The sequence below is a fragment of the Halorubrum sp. DM2 genome (genome assembly GCF_901686465.1).
Taxonomy (GTDB): domain Archaea; phylum Halobacteriota; class Halobacteria; order Halobacteriales; family Haloferacaceae; genus Halorubrum.
The window spans coordinates 174,788-199,661 of the sequence record NZ_LR594487.1; the positions used below are offsets into that span (position 1 = coordinate 174,788).

Genomic DNA, 24,874 nt, shown 5'->3' on the forward strand with positions numbered 1-24,874 from the left:
GCGGTTCGCGGCGTTCCCGGCCGTCGGACCGGGACCCGCGTGTCGGGCCGGGACCCGCATATCGGACCGGGACCCGCATGTCGGACCGGATCCCGTCCGAACGCGCCGCCCGATTCCGAGTCGACGCCCGAAGGCATATACCCGCGACGGGCGATTGACCGAACAATGTCCACCGACGAGCCGTCCGTCCCGATCGTGTGCGACGAGTGCGAGACGGAGACCCGCGTCCCCCTCGACGACCTCGCGGACGCGCTCGATAAACACAACGCGCAAAAACACGACGGCGACGAGGTCGCGGAGGTCGATCCGGCGATCAAAGACCGCCTCGCCGACCTCGTCGCCGAGGATCTCGGACTGTTCGACGAGGAGTCGACCGAGGACCCGTGAGCGACGGGACGCGACCGGCCGCCGTGCGAGCGGTGCGGCCGAGGACACATACCAACAATATTTGCGCCGATCGGTGACGGGCCATCAACTGTTGTGACCGGTTAATATCCCGAAAGCGGTCCCCAAATCAGTTTTCGGCTATCTGACGGCGTCATTGGAATCCGCTTCAGTTGCTGGTGACGCGAGGGTGTTCCCCGCGGACCCGTTTCCGTTAGTATGTACGAATCAACGCGGACAGCGTCGCGGCGGTCCTTCCTCGCGGCCGCGGGCGGAACTGCGACGGTCGGACTCGCCGGCTGTCTCGGCGGCGGTGGCGGCGGACTCGACGAACTGACGGTCGCGCACATGCCGATCTACCCCGACCTCCAGTGGTACGTGATGGAGGGCGAGGGCTACTTCTCCGAGATCGACGCCGAGGTCTCCGGACAGGAGTTCGGCAACGGCCCGGCGATCGTTCAGGCGCTCGGCGGCGGCGACATCGACGTCGCGATGTTCGGGATCGTCCCCGCCATGATCGCGATAGACAACGGGATCCCGGCGCGGGTGACGGCGGCGAACATCCGCGAGCCGATGGGGATCATGGCGGAGTCGTCGTTCCACAAGACGTTCGAGCAGCAGGGCGGCGACGCGTTCGCGACGTGGGAAGAAGAGCAGGGCGAGCCGTTCACGTTCGGAACGTTCCCGCAGGGGAGCGTTCCCGACGTGTTGCTCCGCTACTGGCTCCGCGACGTCGGCGTCGACCCCGAGTCGAACGACAGCGTGGAGATCATCGAGATCAGCGGTGCCAGCTCGGTCTGGCAGGCGATCGCTAACGACGAGATCGACGGTACCTCGATCATGGAGCCGGTGCCGACCATCGCGCAGGCGGAGGGCTCGTCCGTGACGATGCTTCGGACCGCCGCCGAGGTCCTCCCCGGCCAGCCCGCCGCGGTCACCCTGATGAGCGACGCGGTGCGGGACTCGCCGCTCGCGGCGCAGTTCCTCGAACAGCACGTCCGCGCGACCGAGTTCATCGGCGAGGAGCCGGACGCGACGGCCGAACACGTCAACGAGGGGATCGGGATGCCGGTCGACCGCGCGCGGAACGCGCTCGACTCGCCGCTGTCGAACTTCATCACGGACCCTAACGAGATCACGGACGCGACGCAGGTGTTCTCGGAGTTCGCGGCCGGAAACGACCAGATCGACGAACAGCTGTCGACCGACGAGATATTCGATCTGGAGGTGTACGACTCGCTCTGATGGCGACAGAAACCGGATCGGAACTGGACGGGGACGCGGCCGTCGCGATCGGTCTCGATGACCCCCGCCGGCTCCTCCGCGGCGCGCTCGGCGTCGCGGGGTTCCTCGCCGTCTGGTACGTCGTCTCCCTCGGCTCGCCCGCGTACGTGGTCCCCTCGCCGGTCGCGGTCGCCGGGGCGTTCGGCAGCGAACTGGCCTCGGGAGACATGACGACGCCGCTCTACCAGAGCGTCCGGCACTGGATCCCCGGCACCGTCGCCGGGACCGCGCTCGGCGTCGCCGCGGGGGTCGCCTTCGGGTGGAGCCGCCTGCTCGACGACCTCACCGCGCCGCTCGTCCGGACGCTGCGGCCGGTGCCGCCGCTCGCGCTGATCGGCTTCGCGATCGCGTGGTTCGGCATCAACGACTGGGGCGCGGCCTTCATCATCGCGGTGGGCGCGTTCTGGATCAACTTCTACGCGGCGTACGGTGCCGTCGAGGGCGTCTCGGAGGACCTCCTCGACGTGGGACGGACGCTCGGCGTCCGGGGCGACCTCGACGCGGTCCGGTCGATCGTGTTGCCGGCGGCGACGCCGGGGATCATGACCGGGATCCGGACCGGACTGGGACGGTGTTGGATGCTTGTCGTCGCCTCGGAGATCTTCGGCGTTCCCGGGGTCGGCCGCGAGATCATCCGCGCCAGCAACAACCTCGCGGTCGACCAGGCGATCGCGTACATCCTCGTGTTGAGCCTGATGTACCTGCTCGTCGACGTGGCGTTCCGCGCGGTCGAACGGAGGGTGTTGGTATGGCGGGCGTGAACGGGAACGGCGCGGCCGACGAGGAAGAGACGGGCTCCCTCCCGCCCGCGGACGCGAGCGTCGCGCTCGACGCGGTCGGCAAGACGTACGCCGGCGACGGCGACGGCGATCCGGTGCGCGCGCTCGACGACGTGTCGTTCTCGGTCGCCGACGGCGAGTTCGTCTGTCTCGTCGGCCCCTCGGGGTGCGGGAAGACGACGCTGTTCCGGATCGTCGCCGGCCTGACCGAGGCGACGGACGGGCGGGTGCTGCTCGACGGCACCGAAGTCACCGGGCCGACGACGGACATGGGCGTCGTCTTCCAGGAGTACCACCTGTTCCCGTGGCTGACCGTCGCGGAGAACGTCGGGTTCGGGTTGGAACGGAGCGACCGGTCGCCCGACGAGCGCGAGCGCCGGGTCGACGAGATGCTCGAACTGGTCGGGCTGACGGAGTTCCGCGACGCCTACCCCAAGTCGCTGTCGGGCGGGATGAAACAGCGCGTCGCCATCGCGCGGGCGCTCGCCGTCGACCCGAACCTCCTCCTGATGGACGAGCCGTTCGGCGCGGTGGACGCCCAGACCCGCGAGATGCTCCAGCGGGAGCTGCTCGACGTGTGGGAGTCGACCGGGAAGACCGTCCTCTTCGTCACGCACGACGTGGCGGAGGCGGTGACGCTCGCGGACCGGATCGTCGTGATGGCCGCCGACCCGGGCCGCGTCCGCGAGGTCGTCGATGTCGACGTCGAGCGCCCCCGCGAGCGCGGCGACGCCGCCTTCGCCGAGTACGTCGGTCGCGTGCGAGAACTGATCGGTGCCGGCCCGTAGTCGGACCGCCGTACCGCCTACTCCTCCGTCTCCTCGACGCTCGCCGACAGCTCGTCGACGTGTGTCCGCAGCGTTGCCAGCGTCGCGTCCGCGTCGGCGTACCCCTGATCGTAGTCGTCGAGCGCTGACGCCGCTCGGTCGAGGAACCGTTCCACCGCCGCGTCGGTCGACTCGTCGGTCATACGCGTCCGTCCGCCCGCGAGCGGTTTATGTCTCCCGCCGTCGCGCTCGACCCGCGGAACGCACGTCCCGTCAGCGCCGCCGGAGGGCGTACGTCGTGTAGCCGACCGCCGCGACGAGGACGACGGAGAGGAGGGTGCCGAAGACGGCGGGCGAGGCGGTGACGTACTCTCCGAACGGGTCGGTCAGCGCGAACACGGCGACGACGAGCGCGACGGAGATGGCGATCCCGACCGCGCCGAACGCCTTGAACGCCGCGTCGAGGTCGAAGCGTGGCGATCCCGATTGGTGACTCATGGTTCCCCGTACGCGTCTCGAAGGTAAACCCGTCGGGCGGGATTCTCACTCTCGGAGAACGCCGCCGAGACCGCGGGAGAGAGTGGCTACCGTCACTTTCTATCGGCGTTGATAATTTACGCGGAGGCGTTTTATTCCCCTCCTGCGGATACCCACGAGATGAATAACGTTCGAACCACGACGCTCTCTCGCCGCCGTCTCGCCGCCGGTCTCGGCGGCGCGGTCGCGGGCACGCTGGCCGGCTGTCTCGGCGACGAGACGTCCGGCGCGGCGTCGATCGAGTCCGGGGACGGGGACTCGACGGACGGCGGGACGGATGGGGATCGGGACGCGGTCGACGCCGGCACGACCGTCGGAATGATATACGCCCTCGGCGGGCTCGACGACAGGTCGTTCAACGACGCCGCCAACCGGGGGATCCAGCGCGCTCGCCTCGACCACGACGTGGCGTTCGCGAACGAGGAGCCGACATCGGTTCCGGAGTTCGAGACGACACAGGCCGACCTGTCGGCGTCGGACGACCCCGACTACGACCTGGTCTGCTGTATCGGCTTCCTTCAGGCGGACGCGCTCTCGACGGTCGCGGGCGAGTACCCGGACCAGCGGTACGCCATCGTCGACTCGGTCGTCGACCGCGACAACGTGGCGAGCTACGTGTTCCGCGAACACGAGGGGTCGTTCCAGGCCGGCCACCTCGCCGGGGTGGTGACGAGCCGCGACCTGTCCGTCGGCGCGGGGTCGACCCGCCCCGACGAGCGGACCGTCGGCTACGTCGGCGGCGTCGAGTCGGACCTCGTGCGCAAGTTCGAGGCGGGCTACCGCGCCGGCGTCGACCACGCGGCCGCGGACGTGTCGATCCGTTCCACCTACCTCGGCGACTTCGACGACCCCGAGGGCGGGTACGACGCCGCCGCGGAGATGTACGAGGCGGGGGCCGACGTGGTGTACCACGCGGCCGGCGGCAGCGGGCTCGGCGTGTTCCAGGCCGCACAGGAGTACGGCCGGTACGCGATCGGCGTCGACTCCGACCAGTCGCGGAGCAACCCGCGGTACGCGGACGTGATTCTGGCGTCGATGGTGAAGCGGGTCGGCACCGCGGTGTACGACGCCGCCGAGCGGACGATCGACGGCGACCTCGACACCGGGTCGACGACGGCCCTCGGCCTCGCCGAGGACGGCGTCGCGCTCGTGTACGGCACGTCGCTCGGTCCGGTGATCCCGGACGAGGTCCGCGCCGCCATCGCCGAGTCCGGCGAGCGGATCGTCGCCGGCGACCTGTCGGTCCCCTCGGACCCCGAAGAGGTGGGCCAATGAGCGACGGGATCATCGGACGGCTGGCGCGCGTCGTCGACGGCGTCCTCCCGGACGCGATCCGCCGCCGGTACGCCGCCAAGTTCGCGCTGGCGTTCCTCGTCGTCGCGGCGGTCGTCGTCGCCGGCGGCGCGTTCACCTACCTCCAGACCGAACAGACCGTCGAGTCCGACGCGACGACCCAACTGGCCGAGACCGGCGGCCTCCAGGCCGACGCGATCGGCTCGTGGACCGAGCGGATGCGGACCGAGACGCGGTCGATGTCGGCGGCCGACGCCCTCCGGTCCGACCGGCGCGCACCGGCGTACATCCTGTTGAAAGACGAGCTGCTCTCCGGGGACATCGTCAGTATCCACGTGGTCGATTCCGGGGAAGACCGGGTCGTCGCCAGCACGGAGCGGCCGCTCGAAGGCCGCGCGCCGAGCGACCTCGACGCGCCGTGGAGCGACGCCGACGTGCCGGAGGGGGTCGGCGACGACGACCGCGTCTGGCAGTCGGCCCGCTCGTACCGGTCGCCGGTGCTGAACGACAGACCGGTGATGGCGTTCGCCAGCTCCGTGCCGCGGGACGACGGGCGGTACCTCGTCGTGGTGACCCGGATCCAGCCGCAGCTCGACCGGATCCAGAACACCGACACCGGCGAGGAGACCATGATCCTCAACGCGGCCGGCGAGACCGTCCTCGACATCGACGGTACGGCGGACGAGGCGGAACACGCCGACGGCATCGGGACGGTCCGGGAGGGGAACGCCACGACGGCGACGCGGATCGGCGACGGGCAGGTCCACGCGTACGCGTCGGTCCCCGAGACCGACTGGGTCGCGGTCACGAGCGTCGACCAGTCGACGGCCTTCGCGGTTCGAAACGACGTGGGGAACTCGGTGCTGCTCCTCATCCTCCTCACGCTCGCGTCGCTGGGCGTCGTCGGCGTCGTGTTGGGCAGCCGGACCGTCGTTCCCCTCGCGCGGCTGCGGGACCGCGCCGAGCGGATCGAGTCCGGCCAGCTCGACGTGGACCTGTCGACCGGTCGGATCGACGAGATCGGCCGCCTGTTCACGAGCTTCGCCGAGATGCGCGACTCGCTCCGCGAGCGGATCGGCGAGGCGGAGACCGCGGCGGACGAGGCCGAGGCGGCCCGCGAGGAGGCCGAGGCCGTCACCCGCGACATGGAGGCGCGCGCGGCCGACTACAGCGAGGTGATGGGCGCGGTCGCCGACGGCGATCTCACCCGCCGGATGGACCCCGACGCCGACCGCGACGCGATGCGGGAGATCGCCGAGGAGTTCAACGACATGGTGGCGCAGCTGGAGCGGACCACCGCTCGGGTGGCCGCATTCGCCGGCGAGGTCGACGACGCGAGCGCGGACCTCGCGGCCGGCGCGGACGAGGTCGAGACCGCGAGCGGAACCGTCAGCGAGCAGATTCAGGAGATCGCGGACGGCGCGGTCAGACAGGACGAACAGCTCGACGCGGTGGGCGACGAGATGAGCGACCTCTCCGCGAGCATCGAGGAGGTCGCCTCGTCGGCCGCGTCCGTCGCCGAGACCGCGGAGGCCGCCTCGGAGCGCGGGGCGGCCGGCCGCGAGGCGGCCACCGAGGCGCTCGACGAGATGGACGCGATCGAAGACCGCTCCGCGGCCGCGGTCGATCAGATGGAGGCGCTCGACGACCGGATGGACGAGATCGACGAGGTCGTCGATTTCATCACCGACGTGGCCGAGCAGACGAACATCCTCGCGCTGAACGCCTCGATCGAGGCCGCCCGCGCGGGCGAGGCCGGCGAGGGCTTCGCGGTCGTCGCCGACGAGGTCAAGGACCTCGCCGAGGAGACGCAGGACGCCGCCGCGGAGATCGAATCGCAGATCGAAAGCGTCCGCGAGGAGACGGACGAGACCGTCGACAACATCCGCGAGACGAACGCCCGGATAGACGAGGGAGCCGACACGGTCCGACAGGCCTCCTCGTCGCTCGAAGCGGTCGTCGACGCGGTCGAGGAGACGAACCACGGCGTCCAGGAGATAAGCGAGGCCGCCGAGGACCAGGCGCGGTCGACGCAGCGCGCGGTCGAGGGCGTCGAGGACGTCGCCGAGGTGAGCGGCGAGGTCGCGTCCGGGTCCGAGCAGGTGTCCGCGGCCGCCGAGGAGCAGACGGCGACCGTCACTACCATCGCGGAGAACGCCGACCGGCTCAGGGACCAGGCGGCGTCGCTCTCGGAGTCGGTCTCGGCCTTCGAGGTCGACGTCGACCCCGACGAGATCGACGACGGAACGGACGGAGCGACCGCCGGATCCGGCGAGGGCTCGACGCCCGGTAACGACTCGACGCCCGACGACGGGCTCGCCGCCGACGGCGACGGGCGGAAACGGCCGTCGAACGAGGTGGACGGGTCGTCAGACGGACGAGACGGGCCGTCAGATAGCCGAAACAGGTCGTCAGACGATCGGGAGCAGTCAGCCGAACGTTAATTCGGGCTCTCGGGGTGTCCCTCGACGATCTCGACGCCCGAGGAGGCCCCGATCCGAACCGCGCCCGCGTCGAGCATGGCCATCGCCTCCTCGTAGGAGCCGACGCCGCCGGAGGCCTTGACCGGGAGGTACTCGCTCATCAGCTCCACGTCCGGGACCGTCGCGCCGCCGTCCGCGAAGCCGGTCGAAGTCTTCACCATGGCGGCGTCGGCGGCGACGGCGGCCTCGCAGGCGCGGCGCTTCTCGCCGTCGTCGAGGAGCGCGGTCTCGATTATCACCTTCACGGGGACCGGGACGGCGGCGACCACGTCGGAGAGCTCGTCGGCGACCGCCCCGTCGTCGCCGGCCTTCAGCCGGCCGACGTTGATCACGATGTCGATCTCGTCCGCGCCGTCCTCCCACGCCGCGACTGCCTCGTCGCGCTTGACTTCCGGGGCGTGCTGGCCGTGCGGGAACCCGACGACGGTGGCAATCGTGTCGGGGGCGTTCTCGTACGCAGCCGCCTCGGCGACGTAGCAGGGCGGGATACAGGCGTTCATCCCGTGGTCGGCGGCCTCGTCGAGAACGGTTCGAGTGTCGGCCCACGTGGTCTCCGGGCCGAGCACGGTGTGGTCGATGCTGGCGGCGAACTCCTCGCGGTTCATGTCTCTCCCGTGGCGACGGATCTTCAAAGTCGTACGGGGTCGGCCGCGCGTCGGCGCGGTGTCGGCCCCGGATTAGTCCCTGAACACGACCGTGTGGCCGTTCTCGCGGAGCGCTTCGACGAGGTCGTCGCCCGGCTCCATCCTGAACTCGTGGAAAGAGTTGCTCGGGCTGTCCGCCGAGTACAGCTCCGAGTCGATGTTCTCCGGGATCTCGTTTTGATGGGTGTCCTCCTGAACGACGACCGGCTGACTGCGGGCGCGGTCGGAACCGTTGCTTTCGGTCATCTGAACACCGATCCTCGTACCCGTTCGGACAACTGTGTTCCGATCCGATTTCCCGGCGTCCCGAACGCCGGACGCCGCGCACTCCCACACTCTCCGAACCCACGAAGCCCAGTTGGAGAAATATCCAACCGTTTCGCGATCGCCCCGGACTTATTTTATTCGCGTGCCACTCGGACCCATGGACCGCGACACCGCCACGCCCGCCGTCGACGACCTCCCGGGCGAGCGCGCTCGGGAGTGGGTCGAGTACCACCACGAGTCGGCCGCGCCGAGCACCTACGTCTACGAGTTCGTCTGGGACCGCACCGCCCCCGCTGAGGGTCCGTTCTGTACCGACGTGGACGGCAACGTCCTCATGGACTTCACCAGCCACGTCGCCGCCGCGCCGCTCGGCTACAACAACCCCCTGATCATGGACCGACTGGAGGAGTTCGACCTCGTCGACCCGCTGAAGATCGCCGGACAGGACTTCTACGCCGCTGGCGGCCCCACGCCCGACGACGGACTGCCCGGCTCTTCGGGACTTATGGACCGCCTGACGGACCTCACCGCCCACTACGACATGGACACCGTCTTCCTCTCGAACTCCGGTGCGGAGGCGGTCGAGAACGCGATCAAGATCGCCTACGACGAGTCGGACGGCGCGAAGTACGCGATCACCTTCGACGGGGCGTTCCACGGCCGGACGCTCGGCGCGCTCTCCCTGAACCGATCGAAGGCGGTGTACCGCCGCGACTTCCCGGAGGTGAGCGGCGTGATGGACGTCCCCTACTGCGACGACCGCACCTGCTCGGCCGAGACCTGCTCGTGCGGCTTCTTTGCGGACGGCGTCTCGCGGCTGCGCCGGAAGCTCGACCCGAAGCGGGGGAACGTCCACCCCGACGACGTGGCCTACCTCATCCTCGAACCGATCCAGGGCGAGGGCGGCTACCGATTCCCCTCGGAGGCGTTCACCGACGAGATCGCGGCGCTGACGGACGAACACGACATCACGCTGATCGCCGACGAGATCCAGTCCGGGGTCGGCCGCACCGGCGAGATGTGGGGCTCCGACCACTACGCCTACGAACCGGACGTGATCGCGAGCGCGAAGGGGCTCCGCGTGGGTGCGACCGTCTCGCGCTCCGACGTTTTCCCCGAGGAGACCGGCCGCCTCTCCTCGACGTGGGGGGCCGGCGACCTGATCGCCTCGGCGCAGGGCGCGCTCACGCTCGACGCCATCGAGGAGGCCGACCTCATGGACAACGCCGTGACGCGCGGCCGCCAGTTCAAAGAGACGATGCGCGACGCCGACCTCGACCCCGTCGAGGATGTCCGCGGGAAGGGACTCATGCTCGCCGTCGAGTTCGACACGAAGGAGCGCCGCGACGCGGTCGTGAAGAACGCCTTCGGGCGCGGACTCCTCACGCTGGCGTGCGGCCACAACGTCCTCCGGATCCTCCCGCCGCTCGACGTCACCGAACGCGAGATCGACCTTGGTGCCGACCTGCTGACCGACGCGATCGCCGAGGCGGCCTGATCCGACTGTGCCGGCTGCGGCTCCCGCCTAGCGGTCCGCGTACCACTCCGCGAACTTCTCTAGCGCCCGTCCCCGGTGTGAAACCGCGTTCTTCCGGTCGGTGTTCATCTCCGCGAACGTCTCCCCGTCGTGTTCGAAGATCGGGTCGTAGCCGAACCCGCCGTCGCCCCGCGGCGCGACGATCCGGCCCGGAACGTACCCCTCGAACAGCTTGACGGGGAGCGGGTCGGCGCGGTCAGCGTCGTCCGCGTCGCCGGCGCTCTCGTCTCCTTCGGGTCCCGCCGCCGCGGCCGCGTCGCGGTCGCCGCGGTCGACCGGGTCCGGGCTCGCGGCGAACCCCTCGCCGTCGCAGTAGCCGAGGACACACCGGAAGGCGGCGCGCCGGTCGTCGAGGTCGGCGGCGATCTCGTGGACGCGCTCGACCCCGAGCGTGTCCTCGACGTACGACGAGTACGGGCCGGGGAAGCCGTCGAGCCCCTCGACGAACATCCCGGCGTCGTCGACGAGGACCGGCGCGTCGGCGTGGCGGTACGCCTCGCGGGCCCCCTGTGCCGCGATCGGGCCGAGTTCGTCGGCCTGGATCTCCGTGTAGTCGAAGTCGAGTCGCTCCACCGAGCCGTCCGGGAGGTACCGCTCCGCCTCGCGCACCTTCCCCGGGTTCGTCGTCACGTACCTGAGCACGGATCGGCGTGGGTGCGCGCCCGACGAATAGCCGTCGGTCGCGGGCGGGGAAGTCGGTCGGTGGCAGTACGTTTTTGTCAACGTGACCAAATCACTGATTCATGGCCCTCCCCACGTTCGGAAAGACGCGGCTCACCGCCCTCGTCGGAGTACTCTCGTTCGGACTCACGTCGCTCTTCGCCGTCCTGCTCCCGGAGGTGCTGGGAGCGCTGATCCCCGCCACGTTCATCCTCGGGTTCTTCGTGTTGATCCCGCTGATCTGGGTCCTCGGCGACCAGTTCCCGCTGGTCGCGTCCGGAAACGAGGCTGACACCGCCGTCAGCCGGTCGACGACGGCCGAACACCCTGTCGCGGCGCTTCGCGAACGGTACGCAACCGGCGAGATCGACGAGGCCGAGTTCGAGCGGAAGCTCGACCGCCTGCTGGCGACGGAGGACCTCGACGAGCGGTTCGACCGCGTCGAGTCCGACGGATCGGCGTCCGGAGCGTCCGGCGCGGGCCGCAAGCGCGAGTTCGAACTGGAGTGAGCCGGGGTCGTCCGAGACGGGACGGTGTCGTCGGTGTTTCAGGGGTCGACGCGGACGATCCACGCCTCGGGGTCGTCGATCTCGGCCGCGGTCGGGAGGTTCTCGGCGCGCTCCCAGACCGCCCCCGCGGCCTCGACGCCGCGCTCGTCGGCGACGTGCCGGAAGAAGGCAGCACCGCGCTCGTACTGCCGACGCTTGAGCCCCAGTCCGAGGAGGCGCTGCGCGAGCCGGCGCACCGGGCCGCCGCCCCCGCGGCGGTCGTCGAGCTTCCGCCGGAGGTCCGCGTACTCGCCGTCGAACGCGCGGTCCATCAGCACCTCGGCGTACCCCTCCACGGCGGTCATCGCGGTCTGTAGCTCCGCGAACGCGTCGGGGTCGAGGCCGCGGCCGGTCATCCCCTCGATCCCGCGCTCGACGCGCGACTCGAGGTACTCCGGGAGCCACGGTGCCGCGCCGAACTCGGCGGCGTGGGTCACCTCGTGGAACGCGATCCAGCGGCGGAACCGGGGGTACTCCACGTCGAGCGCGGCCGCGACCGCGACGATGTTCGGGTGGACGAAGTAGAGCCCGTGGTCGGCGTCCGGCTCGTCGGCGAGCAGGAGCGGGTCGTACTGGCCGAGGACGTTCCGCGCGAGGAAGCCCAGCGCGAACGCCATCGACCCGGTGTTGGCGATCCGCGAGAGGTCCTGCGCGAACGCGGCCCCGGGCGTCGACCCGACCGGTCCGGTCGAGGCGTCCGGCATCACGTCCATCGAGCCGGTTTCTGCGTCGGAGCCGACGGGGCTGTCGCCGGGGTCGCCACCGAGACCGCCGCCGGCGTCTTCGGCCGCGGCCGTCTCGATCGGACCCATCACGCGCCGGAACGTGCCGACGCTCGCGTCGATCCAGTGGTGGCGGTTCTGGACCTCGACGGTGTCGGGCACGTCGAAGTCGATTCCGGCGACAGTCGAGAGCCGCGAGCGGGCGTCGCGGACGTCTTCGGCGTACCCCGCTCGCTCCGCGTCGGTGAGCGCGATCGATCCGGGGTCGGTGGCGCTCTTCGCGGCCGACGCGGCCCGGTCCCAGTCCACGACGCCCGGTCCCTCGGCCTCGGCGACGGCCCGGACGCTTCGGAGGATGTCCATGCCGATCCGACGGGCGGACGCCTCAAAGCGCTTGTGTCGGCCGGCCCTCTGCGGGCCCCGGAGAGCCGGATCCGACGTTTTCTTGCCGGACCCCACACAGCCCCACGCATGGACGACACGCGCCGAGCGTTCCTCGACGACCTCCTCGCGACGCCGAGTCCCTCGGGCTTCGAAACCGCCGCACAACGCGTCTGGACCGACTACGTCCGCGAGTTCGCGGACCGGGTCGACACCGACGCGTACGGCAACGCCGTCGCGGTCCACGAGGGCGACCCCGACGCGCCGACGGTCGCCGTCACCGGCCACGCCGACGAGATCGGGTTCATCGTCCGCGACGTGCTCGACGACGGGTTCCTCCGCATCGCGCGCATCGGGGGTGCCGACCGCACCGTCTCGAAGGGCCAACACGTCACGGTCCACGCGGAGGAGCCGGTTCAGGGCGTGATCGGCCAGACCGCGATCCACCTGCGCGACGGCGACGACGACGAGTACGAGGAGATCGCCGGCCAGTTCGTCGACGTCGGTGCCGAGGACGCCGACGAGGCGCGCGAGCACGTCGAGGTCGGCGACCCGGTCACGTTCTCGACGGGCGTCGAGGAGCTCGTCGGCGACCGGATCGCCGCCCGCGGGGTCGACAACCGGGCCGGCGCGTGGGCGGCCGCGGAGGGCCTCCGGCGCGCCGCCGAGCGCGACGTCGAAGCCACCGTCTACGCGGTCTCGACCGTCCAGGAGGAGGTCGGCCTCCAGGGCGCGCGGATGGTCGGTGTCGACCTCGACGACGTCGACGCGTTCGTCGCGGTCGACGTCACGCACGCCACGGACACCCCCGACGTGGACCGCGAGCGGCGCGGCCCGGTCGAACTCGGGGCCGGCCCCGTGATCGGGCGGGGCAGCGCGAACCACCCGGTCCTCGTCGACCTCGCGCGCGACGCGGCCGAGAGAGCCGGCGTCGACGTCCAGCTTCAGGCGGCCGGCACCCGGACCGGCACCGACGCGGACGCGTTCTACACGACGCGGGGCGGGACGCCGGCGCTCAACGTCTCGATCCCGAACCGCTACATGCACACCCCGGTCGAGGTGATCGACACGACGGACCTCGACGCGGTCGCCGACCTCCTCGCCGCGATCGGATCTGCCGCGGGCGACGCCGACTCGACGCCGAACCCGTTCGCCGTCGACGTCTGACTCGCTCGCCGTCGGAGCCCGCTCCGAGATCCGTCCGCTCTCGGTCGGTTCGCCACGACAAACCGGGGCACGGCGGCGTCGAAGCGGAACTGTTTTAGTATCGTCTTTCCTACCGTAGATTGCGACGAACGGACGTGCTCTGGTGGTGTAGTCCGGCCAATCATATCACCCTCTCACGGTGATGACCTGGGTTCGAATCCCAGCCGGAGCATTTTCTCGAACGACGCGCGCTGAACTCTCTTAGAGCGACGCGTCCCGTCTTGACCGCGCCGGGTTGGCCGCCCCGTGTCGGTCGGTTGTACCGGGTCGGCCGCGCCAGATCAGTCGTCCGCGACGGCCGCCGACTCGTCGTCCCCGACGAACCCGGCGTCGGTCGCCCGCTCGGCGACGTGCGGCTGGAACACCCACGCCGTCAGCAGCACGATCGGGACCATCGTGACGGCGACGATCGAGTAGCCGAGGTGGAGGTTCGGGAGAAACGGCGCGGCGTAGACGAGCGGGTAGACGATCCCGCCGACGGTGCCGACGCCGCCGACGACGCCCGCGACCGCCCCGGAGCTGTTCGGGAACATCGCGGGCACCTGCGCGAAGATGGCTCCCTCGGAGAACGCACAGCCCATCCCGACGAGGAACCCGGTGCCGACGGCGAGTGCCACCCGCCCGCTCAGCCCAGCGAGCGTCATCGCGAACATCGTCACGACGACGAAACACAGCGAGACGAACGTCCACTGCTCGCGGTACCGCCCCCGGAATATCGGGAGGATGTTCCGTTCCGCGCGGGCCAGCCGGTCGCTCACGTACCCGCCGATCGGGCGCAGCAGGCCGGCCGCGACGGAGAACGTCGCCGCGAACGTCGAGGCGAGGACGAGGTTCTCCGTGTTGAACCCCTCGCGGTAGTAGGTCGCGAGCCAGCCGTTCATCGACAGTTCGAGGCCGAACGTCATCACGTACGCTAACGCGAGCACGACCGTCCCGTACCGCGTGGCGGTGAACACCCACTCTTTGAAGCTCGCGCCCTCGGCAGTCGCCCGCCGCTTCTCGTCGCTTTTCGCGGCCTCGCCGAACACGTAGTAGACGACGGCGAGCAGGATCGAGACGACCCCGGTGTAGAAGAACGCGGCCCGCCAGTTGACGCTGAACAGGGGGCCGTCCCAGCCGGTCGAGAACACCCGCGGGAGCAGCAGCGCGCCGCCGGCCGCGCCCGCGTTCCCGATCCCGGCGTAGATCCCCTCGGCGGTGCCGAGCTCCGCCTCGTCGAACCACTCGGAGACGTGCTGAATCCCGATGACGAAGGTGATCCCGGCCGTCGCGACGATCAGCCGCGTGCCGAAGAAGACGGCGTACGACTCCGCGACCGCGCTCCACATCGAGAACACGCCGACGTACGCTAAGACGATGGCGAAGACGGCCGGCGCGCCGAACTTGTCGGAGAGCCACCCCGTCAGGATCCGGCCGAACGGCGCGAGCCAGATCGCCGCGCTCGCCAAGATCCCGATCTCCGCGACCGACAGCCCGAACTCCTCGGCCATCGGCCCCGTGAACGGCGCGAACGAGAACCAGATCAGGAACGAGAAGTTGAATCCGACCGTCGCGAGCAGCAGCGTCCGGTACTTCGTCATCTCGATCGGGCTGTTCATGCGATCCCCTCCGACGCGCTCGCCCGGTGGTCGACGGGATTGACCGCCCGGTCGTCGAACGGATCGACCACGCGTTGCCGGGACGGGAACCGATCGGTCAACTCGCTACGTGACATCCGCACGGAATCGAATGAGGTCCCGATGAATTTGTTGTTTCTCACGTCTTAGCCGAATATACTCCGATTTAATAAGGAGTTCGCTGACCGAACATACACATCTGAGTCGTGTTTCGACCGATGGTTAACCGCGCGTGTCGGTACAATATTATTACAGAATTAAAGGTAAGAATTAAATTCTGTCAACTTCGGCGCGCTCTTCGTCGACGACTCGAAACAACACGATCGATAACAAAATATCCCGGACGTCCGGCGTGGTTGAGCGCGGGCCGACGAGCCGATTCGAATCGGTGAAAATGACTGTTTTAGGCGTTATTCGGTCGATTCTCCGCTCGGTGGCGGCGTTCGGACCGGGGCGACTCGCGCCGGTCGCCCCTACCGCGGGGCGGCGACCTCGTCGCGCTCCGGGTCGGACCGCTCCGGCGCGCGCAGCGCCACGGCGCACTGCTTGAGGTTCGGCTCCGCGGAGTCCGGGTCGACCGCCGACAGCGTCAGCTCGTTGGCGGCCGCGTTGTGGATCGGCAGCCACACCATTCCCGGCGGGACGCCGTCGTTCGGAGCGACGGCCACCGTGACCTCCGCGCGCCGGGACGCGAGGACGGTGCGGCCGCGGTCGAACGCCGGGAGCAGCTCGGCGATCGTCTCCGGGTGGATCCGCGCGGTCGGCGGTCCCGTACCGGCCTCGCCGCCCTCGCCGCGGGTCCGCATCCCGGTGTTGTACACGCCGTCGGTCCGGCCGGTCGTCAGCGTGAGCGGATAGTCGTCGCCGGTCGGCTCGGGGACGCGCCCGTGCGTCGCGGTCGAGAACCGCGCCCGGCCGGAGTCGGTGTGGAACGACCACCGACCGTCCGCGTCGGCGTCGCCGTCGTAGTACCGGTAGCTGCCCTCGCCGTCCGCGTCGGGCGCGGGCCAGCGCACGGCCAGCTCGTCGTCCAGCCGGTCGTAGGAGATTCCGGACAGGTCCGCGTTCGTCCCCGCGGTCAGCTCGCGGACCTCCTCGAAGAGCGACTCGGGGTCGAGCGGCGGGGCGTCGAACAGCCCGGGGTGGATCCGGTTCCCGATCGCGGCGATGATGTCGACGTCCTGTCGGACGCCCTCGGGCGGGTCGACGGCGGCACTGACCCGCGAGACGCGCCGTTCCATGTTCGTCGTCGTGCCCGCGGACTCGCCCCACGTCGCCGCCGGGAGGACCACGTCGGCGCACTCGACGGTGTCCGAGCGGAACGCGTCCTGGACGACGAGGAACGTCTCCGAGAGGGCGTCCCTGACGTGGCCGGCGTCGGGCATCCCCGCGACCGGGTTGGTCGCGACCGTCCAGCAGACATCGACGTTGTCGCGGGCGAGCTCGTCGACGATGCGGACGAACCCCGGGCCCGCGGACTCCGGGAGCCGGCTCAGCGGGACGCCCCAGAACTTCGCCATCTCCCGCCGCTCGTCCGGGTCGTCGAAGGCGCGGTGGCCGGGCCAGGTCCCCTTCGAGGCGCAGACGCGGTTCCCCATCGAGTTGGCCTGTCCGGTGAGCGAGAAGGGGCCGGTCCCCGGGCCCACGTTGCCCGTCGCCAGACACAGGTCGATGAGCGCCCGCGCCGTGTCCGTGCCCTGGATGCTCTGGTTGACGCCCATCCCCCAGTACACGAGCGAGTCGGCGTGGAGGGCCGCCGCGATCCGCTCGACGGTCTCGACGTCGACCCCCGCCGTCGCCGCGGCCGTCTCGACGTCCGGCAGCGCCGCCCGCGTCTCGTCGAACCCCTCGGTGTGGGCGTCGACGAAGCGCTCGTCGACGCCGTCGCGCTCGACGACGCGGGTGAGGACGGCGCGGGCCAGCGCCAGATCCGTCCCCGGCTCCGGCGCGACGTGGACGTCGGCGTCGGCCGCCGTTTTCGTCTCCACGGGGTCCACGACGATCAGCCGGCCGTCGGCCGCGCTGTTGGCGATCCAGCGGTACAACACCGGATGCGCGACCGCGGGATTCGCCCCCCACACGACGTGCGTGTCGGCGAGCGGCACGTCGTCGTAGGTGGGCGGGGGCGCGTCGCTGCCGAACGCCTGGTAGTACGCGGCGACGGCGGAGGCCATACACAGCGTCGTGTTCGCGTCGTAGTACCGCGTCCCGAACGCGCCGCGCGCGACCTTCCCCAAGGCGTACGCCGCCTCGTTCGTCTGCTGCCCGCTGCCCAGGACCGCGACGTTGTCCGCGTCCCGCCGGAGGGCCTCGACGAGCCGCGTCGTCACGACGCCGAGGGCGGTGTCCCAGTCTGTCGGCCGGAGCTCGCCGCCGCGCCGGATCAGCGGCTCGGTCAGGCGCTCGGCGTCCGGATCAACCGTCTCGCGGACCCCGCGCTGGCACTTGAGCCCGGCGCTCGTGGGGTGGTCGGGGTTCCCGCTGACGTCGACGCCGCACCCGTCGTCCGCGCCCGTCTGGAGGTACCCGCAGCCGACCGCACACCGCATACACGTCGTCGGCCGTCGATCGGTCATCGTTTCCCCGCCGCTCCGCCGGGCGCTCCGTCGATCGATCCACCGGGCGCTCCGTCAATCGATCCGCCGTTCCGCCGGCCGGCCGTTCCGGCCGCGGTCTCGCACCGTTCAGTCGGTCGTGACGCTTCCTGTTCGATCATTCTGTCATTCGCCGTTCAACCGTTTGGTAACTTGGACCATAGATAACCCTTGTTTATGATTATAAACCGTGTCATTACGGAACTGTGAAGATTCGGCGATCGAAACTTCTCCGAATTAAATTTCTTCTTCTTCAATATGGATTCAACTGGGGTCGTGCGCGCCGGCGTGTATTTCACAGAGATCGCCCAATAATTTCTGTATTTTTTAAACAGTCAGTATTTTATGCTCTACTGTGAATGATACACCGTGAAAATGAAGCAATCAACCAATACGTCGCGGCCGTCCGAAACACCGGCCGCCGCGGGTGGTCGCTGATGGCGAACAAGAAGGAAGAGTGGAAAGACGGGATGTACGGCGACGAGGTCCGCGAGAAGATCGTCGAGTTCGCCGAGGAGGGCTGGGAGTCGATCCCGGGGGACGAACGCGACATGTGGTTCTCCCGGTTCAAGTTCTGGGGCGTCTTCCACCAGCGTTCCGGGCAGGAGGGGTACTTCATGATGCGGCTCGCGAACACCAACGGCGTCCTCAAACCGGGACAGCTGCGCGCGATCGGTGAGATCGCCCGCGAGTACGCGGCCGGTCCGGTCGCGAACCCCGAGTTCGGCGACGCGTGGATCGACCTCACGACCCGACAGTCGGTGCAGCTCCACTGGCTCAAGCTGGAGGACGTCCCCGAGATCTGGGAGAAGCTGGAGGGCGTCGGCGTCACCTCGCGGTCCGCCGGCGGCGACACGATGCGGAACATCTCGGGCTGTCCGGTCGCCGGGCGGGACAAGGCGGAGTTCGTCGACGCCCAGCCCGTCCTCGACGAGATCAAGGCGAAGCTCCGCGACGACGACGCGCTCGCGAACATGCCGCGGAAGTTCAACATCAGCGTCACCGGCTGCCGCGAGGGATGCGCGCAGGACTCGATCAACGGGATCGGTCTCGAACCGGCCGAGAAGGCGGTCGACGGCGAGGCGGTCCGCGGCTTTAACGTCCGCGTCGGCGGCGGGCTCGGCGGCCGGGAGCCGCGCCGGGCCCGGAGCCTCGACGTGTTCGTCGAACCCGACCGCGCCTACGACGTGGTCCGCGGATTCGTGGAACTGTACCACGACCACGGGAACCGCGAGAACCGCCAGAACAACCGGAGCCGCTTCTTCGTCGACGAGCGCGGCACCGAGGCGATCCGCGAACTGCTTCAGGACGAATACGTCGACTTCGAACTGCGTACGGCCGGCGAGGACCTCCGCGAGGAGTACACCTACAACGCTGGGAAGTCCCCCGACGAGGGGAAACACGACCACGTCGGCGTCCACGAGCAGAACGACGGGGACTACTACGTGGGCCTCTCGGTCCCCATCGGGCGGCTGACCGCCGCGGAGACGATCGAACTCGCCGACCTCGCCGACGAACACGGCTCGGGCGCGGTTCGGCTCACTCGGCGGCAGAACCCGCTGATCGTGGACGTGCCCGAGTCGGAGCTCAACGCGCTGCTTTCCGCGGACCTGCTCGACACCCACACGCCGGAGCCAAACGTCTTCACCCGCGGCGCGATGGCGTGTACGGGTACGGAGTTCTGCTCGCTGGCGCTGACCGAGACGAAGGCGCGGATGGCCGCGATGCTCCGCTGGCTGCGCGCGAACGTCGACCTCCCGGACGACGTCCAGCAGGTCAAGCTGCACTACTCGGGCTGTACCGCCGACTGCGGACAGGCGATGACCGCCGACATCGGCTTTCAAGGGATGCGGGCCCGAAAGGACGGGCAGATGGTGGAGGCGCTCGACGTCGGCGTCGGCGGCGGCGTCGGTCCCGACCCCTCGTTCGTCGAGTGGGTCCGCCAGCGCGTGCCCGCCGACGAGGTCCCCGGCCTCCTGAGGAACCTGCTGGAGGCGTTCGCGGCCGACCGCGAGGCGGGACAGACGTTCCGGGAGTGGGTCGAGGCGACGGGCACCGAGGCGATAGTCGAACTGGCCGAACCCGAGGAGACCGACTACGAGGACCCCTGTCTCCACGACGCGAAGCAGTCGTGGTACCCGTTCGCCGACGGGGACGGTCCCGCGGCGGCCGCTGACGGAACGTCCCCCGCGGCCGAGAGCGACGACTGATCCACCGATGACGGACACACCGATGACAGACGCAAACGCGGGACGGCGGCGCGAGGCGGCGGACGACGAGCGCGAGGCGGCGAGTGACGTGTGCGAGTCGGTTCCGGTGGCTCCGATGGACGTCGCCCCGGAACTGTTCCCGGCGTCGGCCGACGGCGGCGAGGACGCGACGCGGGCGTCCTCGGACGGCCGCGCGGACCTCGGCCGGAGGGACCCGTGAACGACCCGGTCCCCACGACGTGTATGCGCTGCGCGGTCGGCTGCGGCCACCTCACCGGCCGGGTCGACGCCGGCTACGGGATCGACGGAGTCCGCGGCGACGTCCAGCACCCGGTCAACCGGGGCCTCGCGTGCTCGCGGGGCATCCGGGAGACGGCGGACCCCGAGGGGCAGTGGCTCACCCGGCCGCTCGTCCGGCGGGACGGCGACCTCCACCCGACGACGTGGGACGTGGCGCTGTCGCGGGTCGCGGACGCGTTCGGCGAAGCGCTGGACCGGACCCGCGACGGCGTGGCCGTCCTGGGGAGCGGCCAGCAGACGAACGAGGCGGCGTACGCGCTGGGCAAGCTCGCCCGCGGCGGCTTCGGCACGCGGTTCTACGACGCGAACACGACGCTGTGTATGGCCTCGGCGGTCACGGCGTACTACGACGCCTTCGGGAGCGACGCGCCGCCGCCCACCTACGACGACATCGAGGACGCGGAGACGCACGTCGTGTGGGGAGCGAACCCGGCGGTGGCGCACCCCGTCATGTTCCGGTGGATCGCGGAGAGCGCCGAGGCCGAGGGGAGCCGGCTCCTCGTGGTCGACCCCGTCGAGACGCAGACCGCGGAGGCGGCCGACCGTCACGTCGCGCCGGTACCGGGGACGGATCTGGCGCTGGCGCGGGCCGTCCTCGCCCGCGTCGTCGAGCGCGGCGACGTCGACGAGGCGTTCGTGGCCGAGGCGACGACCGGGTTCGACGCCCTGCTCGACGAACTCCCGGACCCGGCCGCGGCGGCGGCGACCGCCGGAGTCGACGTCGAGACCGTCGACCGGATCGCCGCGGCGCTCGCGGACCCGACGCTCGTCTACTGGGGAATGGGCGTCAACCAGAGCACGCAGGGGACCCCGACGGCCGGTGCCCTGATCGACCTGTGTCTGGCGACGGGGAACATGGGTCCCGGCACGGGCCCCTTCTCGCTCACCGGGCAGGCCAACTCGATGGGCACGCGGGTGGTCTCGTCGAAGGGGTCGTGGCCGGGGATGCGCGGCTTCGCGGACCCCGCCGAGCGCCGGACGGTCGCGGCGGCGTGGGACGTCCCCGTCGACCGCCTGCCGGACGACACCGGTCCCGGCCCGATCGACACGGTGGCGGCGGTCGACGACGGACCGGTCGAGGCCGTCTGGACGGTCGCGACGAACCCGGCCGCCGGGCTGCCCGACGCCGCCGCCGCCCGCGAGCGGCTGGAGGACGCGTTCCTCGTCGCGCAGGACGCGTTTCACACGGAGACGACGGCGCTGGCCGACGTGGTGCTTCCGGCGGCGACGTGGGGCGAGTCCGAGGGCACGGCGATCAACATGGAGCGACGGGTCTCCCGGGTCCGACCCGCCTCGGACCTCGCGCCGGACGTGCGCACCGACCTCGACATCATCGCGGCGGTCGGCGAGGCGCTCGCGCCGGGGCTGCTCGGCGACTCCGACCCGGAGGCCGTCTTCGACGAGTTCGCGGCGCTGACCGCCGGCACGCCGGCCGACCTGTCGGGCCTCTCCTACGACCGCCTCGACGAGGAGCGGGCGGTGCGCTGGCCCGCGCCGACGCCGGTCTCCGAGGGGGGCTACCGGTACTACGAGGGCGGCGACGGAGACGGCGACGCCGCAACAGGTAGCGACTGGGAGTTCGAGACGCCCTCCGGCCGGGCGCGGTTCTCGACCGGAACGCACGGCGGCGTCCCGGAGCCGACCGACGACGACTACCCGCTCACCCTCACGACCGGCCGCGATCCCGACGGGTACAACACCGGGGTCCGGTCTCGGGACCCGGACGACCCGGCGACCCCCGTCGCCCGCGTCCACCCGGACACGGCCGCGACGCTCGGTGACGAGGGGGACGCGGACGGGTCGCCCGTCCGGCTCGCCTCGCGTCGGGGTCGGGTGCGCGCTCGGCTGACCCCCGACGCGGCCGTCCCGCGCGGCGTCGTCTGGCTGCCGATCCACCACCCGGAGACGAACGCCGTGACGCTCCCGGCGACCGACCCGCGCTCCGACGAACCGAACCTCAAGCAGTGCGCGGTCCGGATCGAGCCGGCGGCCGAGGACACCCCCGCCGAGGAGCCGGAGCCGCACGAGGCGGCGGCCGACGACTGACCGGTCTGGGCCGACGGGTCGCGGCGCGGTGCCCGAGGCGACGGATCGCGGCGCGGTGTCCGGGGCTCGGTCCGCCAAGCGAGGGTTTAATTCCGCCAGCGCGCGAGGGCGTCGTGTGGACCCGAGCCGGATCCCCGACGAGTTCCCCGCGCCGAGCTTCCGCGGCGCACAGGAGCAGGCGCTCGACGACATCCGCGACGCGTTCGCGGCCGGGAACCGGGTCGTGCTGGTGCGCGCGCCGACGGGGAGCGGCAAGTCGCTGCTCGCCCGGGCGATCATGGGCGCGGCCGAGACCGCCGGCGAGGCGGCCCCCAGCGAGGCGACGGGCGCGTACTACACGACCCCACAGGTGTCACAGATAGACGACATCGAGGCCGACGAGCTCCTCGACGATCTGGCGGTGATCCGCGGGAAGTCGAACTACGACTGCGTGCTCCCCGGCGAGCACGACACGCCCGTGAACCGCGCGCCCTGCGCCCGCCAGCAGGGGTTCGACTGTTCGATCCGGCACCGCTGCCCGTACTTCTCCGACCGCGCGATCGCCTCCGGCAACCGCTTCGCCGCGATGACGCTCGCCTACTTCATGCGCACCGCCGGCTCCGAAGTGTTCCGGAAGCGCGATGTCGTCGTGATCGACGAGGCCCACGGGCTCGCGGAGTGGTCCGAGATGTACGCCACCATCGAGATCTCGCCCGAGCGCGTCCCGGTGTGGGACGACGTGGGCGTCCCCGACGTCGAGGCCGACGCCGGCCCCGAGGAGGACGCGGTCGACCGGACCGCGCGGTTCGTCGAGACCCTCCGGGACGTGGCGATCCGCGCGAAAGACGAGCTGGTCGGGCGGCCGGAACTCGACCGCGAGGAGGTCGCCCGCCGAGACCGGCTCCAGGAGCTGATAAGCGAGCTCGGCTGGTTCCTCGAGGACTACCGCGACCCGGAGTCGCCGACCTCGTGGGTCGTCGACCAGCCGGGCGGCGAGGGGTCGGCGATCGACGTCAAGCCGCTCGACCCGGCGCGGTACCTCCGGCACACGGTGTGGGACCGCGGGAACCGGTTCGCGCTGCTGTCGGCGACGATCCTCTCGAAGGAGGCGTTCTGCCGCGGCGTCGGACTCGACCCCGCCGACGTCGCCTTGGTCGACGTCGAGCACACGTTCCCGCTCGAAAACCGGCCGCTGTACGACGTGACGCAGGGATCGATGACCTACGAACACCGCGACGAGACGGTCCCGAAGATCGCCCGCCTGATCGTCCGCCTGATGGCCGAACACCCCGACGAGAAGGGGCTGATCCACGCGCACTCGTACGACATCGCCGAGCGGCTCACCGAGCGCCTCGGCGAGTTCGGCGTCGCCGCGCGCGTCAGGCGGCACGACCGCGAGAACCGCGACGCCGAGCTGGAGGCGTGGAAGGCGAGCGCCGACCCCGAGGTGTTCGTCTCGGTGAAGATGGAGGAGGCGCTGGATCTGAAAGGTGACCTGTGTCGCTGGCAGGTGGTGTGTAAGGCCCCGTACCGGAACACGAACGACTCGCGGGTCGCCCGCCGGCTGGCGGACGGCCAGTGGGCGTGGTACCACCGCACCGCGCTGCGCACCGTCATTCAGGCCTGCGGGCGGGTCGTCCGCGCCCCGGACGATTACGGCGCGACGTACCTCGCGGACGACTCCCTGCTCGACCTCTTCGAGCGCGCCGAGGCCGACACTCCCCCGTGGTTCCGCGATCAGGTCGACGCGATGACCACCCCGTCGCTGCCGGCGTTCGACCCCGAGGCGGCGCTCGCCGGAATCGACGCGTCGCCCTCCCGCGGCGCGGGCGCGGGACGGCGACGGAGCCGCCGGTCGGGCGGGTCGAGCGAGTCGAGCGGGTCGAGCGGTGCGGGCGACGGCCGCTCAGGGGGTCGCGACGGTGACGGCGACGCGGGCGCGACCGCCGCGGCCGACTCGGACGACGGCGGCTCGGTCCGGACCCGCTCGGAACGGGACGCCGAGCGACGGAAGGACCACCCCCTGTCCGACGTCTGGGGCGACGGGTGAATCCGGGAGTCGTCGACCGGAGCGGGGATCTCTCGCCGGCTACAGCAGGGAGACGCCGTAGGCGACCATCGAGCTCACCATGAGAAACGCGAAGAACAGCGCGAAGAGCTGTTGTCTGTCCATGCCCGCGTCTCGACCGTAGAGCGACATAACTCCTGCGGGCGACGGTTGTACAGCCGAACGCGCGCGATCGCGCTCCTGACACGACCGCGAAACCGGTAGCCGTGGCTCCGTGTATTATTATCACCGTTTCGATCACTCGTCAATATATATCGTATAAGGTGTATCAGGTCCCTCAATGAAGTAGTAACCTTCATAATCCCTCACTCGACTACTGAGTGTATGGCCACGAACGGGCTGTCGAGTGCGCTGACGCTGTACGGTGCGAGAACCCTGACCCTGTCACAGGCGGCCGCGCAGGCGGGGCTCAGCGAGGCCGAGTTCATCGAGCAGCTCGAACGCCGGGGCATCGAGGTGACCGACTCCGAGCGCGCCGCGGCGCTCGGCAACGAACAGCCCGCCCGCGCCGACTGATCTGTCGCGCTCTCGGTCGGCATTCATCTCCCGGCAGAGATGCGAGAACGCCA

General features: G+C 70.4%; 22 protein-coding genes and 1 tRNA gene. 15 read left to right on the top strand and 8 right to left on the bottom strand.

Annotated elements, in window-relative coordinates; translation table 11 throughout:
* The first annotated feature begins 165 nt into the window (after positions 1-165).
* The 4 genes from QOL69_RS00885 (at position 166) to QOL69_RS00900 (ending at position 3,235) form a co-directional block, all read left to right on the top strand.
* Positions 166-387, top strand: a complete 222-nt coding sequence (locus QOL69_RS00885) for a DUF8149 family protein (protein ID WP_048078172.1) — start codon at positions 166-168, stop codon at positions 385-387.
* A gap of 216 nt (positions 388-603) precedes the next feature.
* Entirely contained in the window at positions 604-1,629 is a 1,026-nt protein-coding gene (locus QOL69_RS00890) for an ABC transporter substrate-binding protein (RefSeq protein WP_283401670.1), read from the top strand.
* Positions 1,629-2,429 (top strand): ABC transporter permease, encoded by an 801-nt coding sequence (locus tag QOL69_RS00895; RefSeq protein ID WP_283401671.1) that lies wholly within the window; start codon positions 1,629-1,631, stop codon positions 2,427-2,429. Before QOL69_RS00890 ends, QOL69_RS00895 begins: the two co-directional genes overlap by 1 nt.
* Positions 2,417-3,235, top strand: coding sequence for an ABC transporter ATP-binding protein (locus QOL69_RS00900; protein ID WP_283401672.1), 819 nt, complete (start codon positions 2,417-2,419; stop codon positions 3,233-3,235). The genes QOL69_RS00895 and QOL69_RS00900 overlap by 13 nt, the downstream gene beginning before the upstream one ends.
* Before the next feature lie 17 nt (positions 3,236-3,252).
* Here QOL69_RS00900 and QOL69_RS00905 read toward each other — a convergent pair whose 3' ends face one another.
* Both QOL69_RS00905 and QOL69_RS00910 read right to left on the bottom strand, forming a co-directional pair.
* On the bottom strand, positions 3,253-3,417 hold the full coding sequence (locus QOL69_RS00905; RefSeq protein WP_283401673.1) for a hypothetical protein: 165 nt from the start codon (positions 3,415-3,417) through the stop codon (positions 3,253-3,255).
* 70 nt (positions 3,418-3,487) lie between these two features.
* Positions 3,488-3,712, bottom strand: a complete 225-nt coding sequence (locus QOL69_RS00910) for a hypothetical protein (RefSeq protein ID WP_048078176.1) — start codon at positions 3,710-3,712, stop codon at positions 3,488-3,490.
* Positions 3,713-3,871: 159 nt separating this feature from the next.
* Between QOL69_RS00910 and QOL69_RS00915 the strand changes: the two genes are divergently transcribed.
* Positions 3,872-5,026, top strand: coding sequence for a BMP family lipoprotein (locus tag QOL69_RS00915; RefSeq protein ID WP_283401674.1), 1,155 nt, complete (start codon positions 3,872-3,874; stop codon positions 5,024-5,026).
* Positions 5,023-7,488 carry a methyl-accepting chemotaxis protein gene (locus QOL69_RS00920; protein ID WP_283401675.1) on the top strand — a complete coding sequence of 822 codons (2,466 nt, stop codon included), beginning with the start codon at positions 5,023-5,025 and terminating at the stop codon, positions 7,486-7,488. The genes QOL69_RS00915 and QOL69_RS00920 overlap by 4 nt, the downstream gene beginning before the upstream one ends.
* Here QOL69_RS00920 and deoC read toward each other — a convergent pair.
* Together deoC and QOL69_RS00930 are read right to left on the bottom strand one after the other, a co-directional pair.
* On the bottom strand, positions 7,485-8,132 hold the full coding sequence (gene deoC, locus QOL69_RS00925) for a deoxyribose-phosphate aldolase (protein ID WP_048078178.1): 648 nt from the start codon (positions 8,130-8,132) through the stop codon (positions 7,485-7,487). The two genes, QOL69_RS00920 and deoC, sit on opposite strands and share 4 nt — an antisense overlap.
* Positions 8,133-8,204: 72 nt before the next feature.
* Entirely contained in the window at positions 8,205-8,417 is a 213-nt protein-coding gene (locus tag QOL69_RS00930) for a hypothetical protein (protein WP_048078191.1), read from the bottom strand.
* Between the two features lie 178 nt (positions 8,418-8,595).
* Between QOL69_RS00930 and QOL69_RS00935 the strand changes: the two genes are divergently transcribed.
* A complete protein-coding gene (locus QOL69_RS00935) occupies positions 8,596-9,936 on the top strand; it encodes an aminotransferase class III-fold pyridoxal phosphate-dependent enzyme (RefSeq protein WP_048078179.1) in 1,341 nt (446 codons plus the stop codon).
* Between the two features lie 27 nt (positions 9,937-9,963).
* Here the strand turns inward: QOL69_RS00935 and QOL69_RS00940 are convergent, their stop codons facing one another.
* Positions 9,964-10,617 carry a non-canonical purine NTP pyrophosphatase gene (locus tag QOL69_RS00940; RefSeq protein WP_283401676.1) on the bottom strand — a complete coding sequence of 218 codons (654 nt, stop codon included), beginning with the start codon at positions 10,615-10,617 and terminating at the stop codon, positions 9,964-9,966.
* A gap of 101 nt (positions 10,618-10,718) precedes the next feature.
* Here QOL69_RS00940 and QOL69_RS00945 point away from each other — a divergent pair, with 101 nt between their 5' ends.
* A complete protein-coding gene (locus QOL69_RS00945; RefSeq protein ID WP_283401677.1) occupies positions 10,719-11,144 on the top strand; it encodes an SHOCT domain-containing protein in 426 nt (141 codons plus the stop codon).
* Between the two features lie 38 nt (positions 11,145-11,182).
* Here QOL69_RS00945 and QOL69_RS00950 read toward each other — a convergent pair whose 3' ends face one another.
* Positions 11,183-12,268: an Rv3195/Rv3626c family protein gene (locus QOL69_RS00950; protein ID WP_283401678.1), complete on the bottom strand. Its 1,086-nt coding sequence runs from the start codon at positions 12,266-12,268 to the stop codon at positions 11,183-11,185.
* 108 nt (positions 12,269-12,376) lie between these two features.
* On the opposite strand from QOL69_RS00950, the gene QOL69_RS00955 reads away from it, so the two are divergent.
* Positions 12,377-13,453, top strand: a complete 1,077-nt coding sequence (locus QOL69_RS00955; protein ID WP_283401679.1) for a M28 family peptidase — start codon at positions 12,377-12,379, stop codon at positions 13,451-13,453.
* A gap of 136 nt (positions 13,454-13,589) precedes the next feature.
* A tRNA-Glu gene (locus QOL69_RS00960) sits at positions 13,590-13,664 on the top strand.
* 109 nt (positions 13,665-13,773) lie between these two features.
* On the opposite strand, the gene QOL69_RS00965 is transcribed toward QOL69_RS00960, so the two are convergent.
* Both QOL69_RS00965 and nasA (QOL69_RS00970) read right to left on the bottom strand, forming a co-directional pair.
* Positions 13,774-15,072, bottom strand: coding sequence for an MFS transporter (locus QOL69_RS00965; protein ID WP_195155815.1), 1,299 nt, complete (start codon positions 15,070-15,072; stop codon positions 13,774-13,776).
* A 509-nt stretch (positions 15,073-15,581) separates the two neighbouring features.
* Positions 15,582-17,684 (bottom strand): assimilatory nitrate reductase NasA, encoded by a 2,103-nt coding sequence (gene nasA, locus QOL69_RS00970; RefSeq protein ID WP_283401680.1) that lies wholly within the window; start codon positions 17,682-17,684, stop codon positions 15,582-15,584.
* Between the two features lie 455 nt (positions 17,685-18,139).
* On the opposite strand from nasA (QOL69_RS00970), the gene QOL69_RS00975 reads away from it, so the two are divergent.
* The 5 genes from QOL69_RS00975 (at position 18,140) to QOL69_RS00995 (ending at position 24,821) form a co-directional block, all read left to right on the top strand.
* Positions 18,140-19,912 carry a nitrite/sulfite reductase gene (locus QOL69_RS00975; protein WP_283404192.1) on the top strand — a complete coding sequence of 591 codons (1,773 nt, stop codon included), beginning with the start codon at positions 18,140-18,142 and terminating at the stop codon, positions 19,910-19,912.
* 22 nt (positions 19,913-19,934) lie between these two features.
* On the top strand, positions 19,935-20,132 hold the full coding sequence (locus QOL69_RS00980; protein WP_283401681.1) for a hypothetical protein: 198 nt from the start codon (positions 19,935-19,937) through the stop codon (positions 20,130-20,132).
* The gene (nasA, locus tag QOL69_RS00985; RefSeq protein ID WP_283401682.1) at positions 20,129-22,258 is read left to right on the top strand and encodes an assimilatory nitrate reductase NasA; all 2,130 of its coding nucleotides are present in this window, start codon (positions 20,129-20,131) and stop codon (positions 22,256-22,258) included. Before QOL69_RS00980 ends, nasA (QOL69_RS00985) begins: the two co-directional genes overlap by 4 nt.
* A gap of 115 nt (positions 22,259-22,373) precedes the next feature.
* A complete protein-coding gene (locus QOL69_RS00990) occupies positions 22,374-24,287 on the top strand; it encodes a helicase C-terminal domain-containing protein (protein ID WP_283401683.1) in 1,914 nt (637 codons plus the stop codon).
* Positions 24,288-24,629: 342 nt separating this feature from the next.
* Positions 24,630-24,821 (top strand): DUF7317 family protein, encoded by a 192-nt coding sequence (locus QOL69_RS00995; RefSeq protein ID WP_283401684.1) that lies wholly within the window; start codon positions 24,630-24,632, stop codon positions 24,819-24,821.
* Positions 24,822-24,874 lie beyond the last annotated feature (53 nt).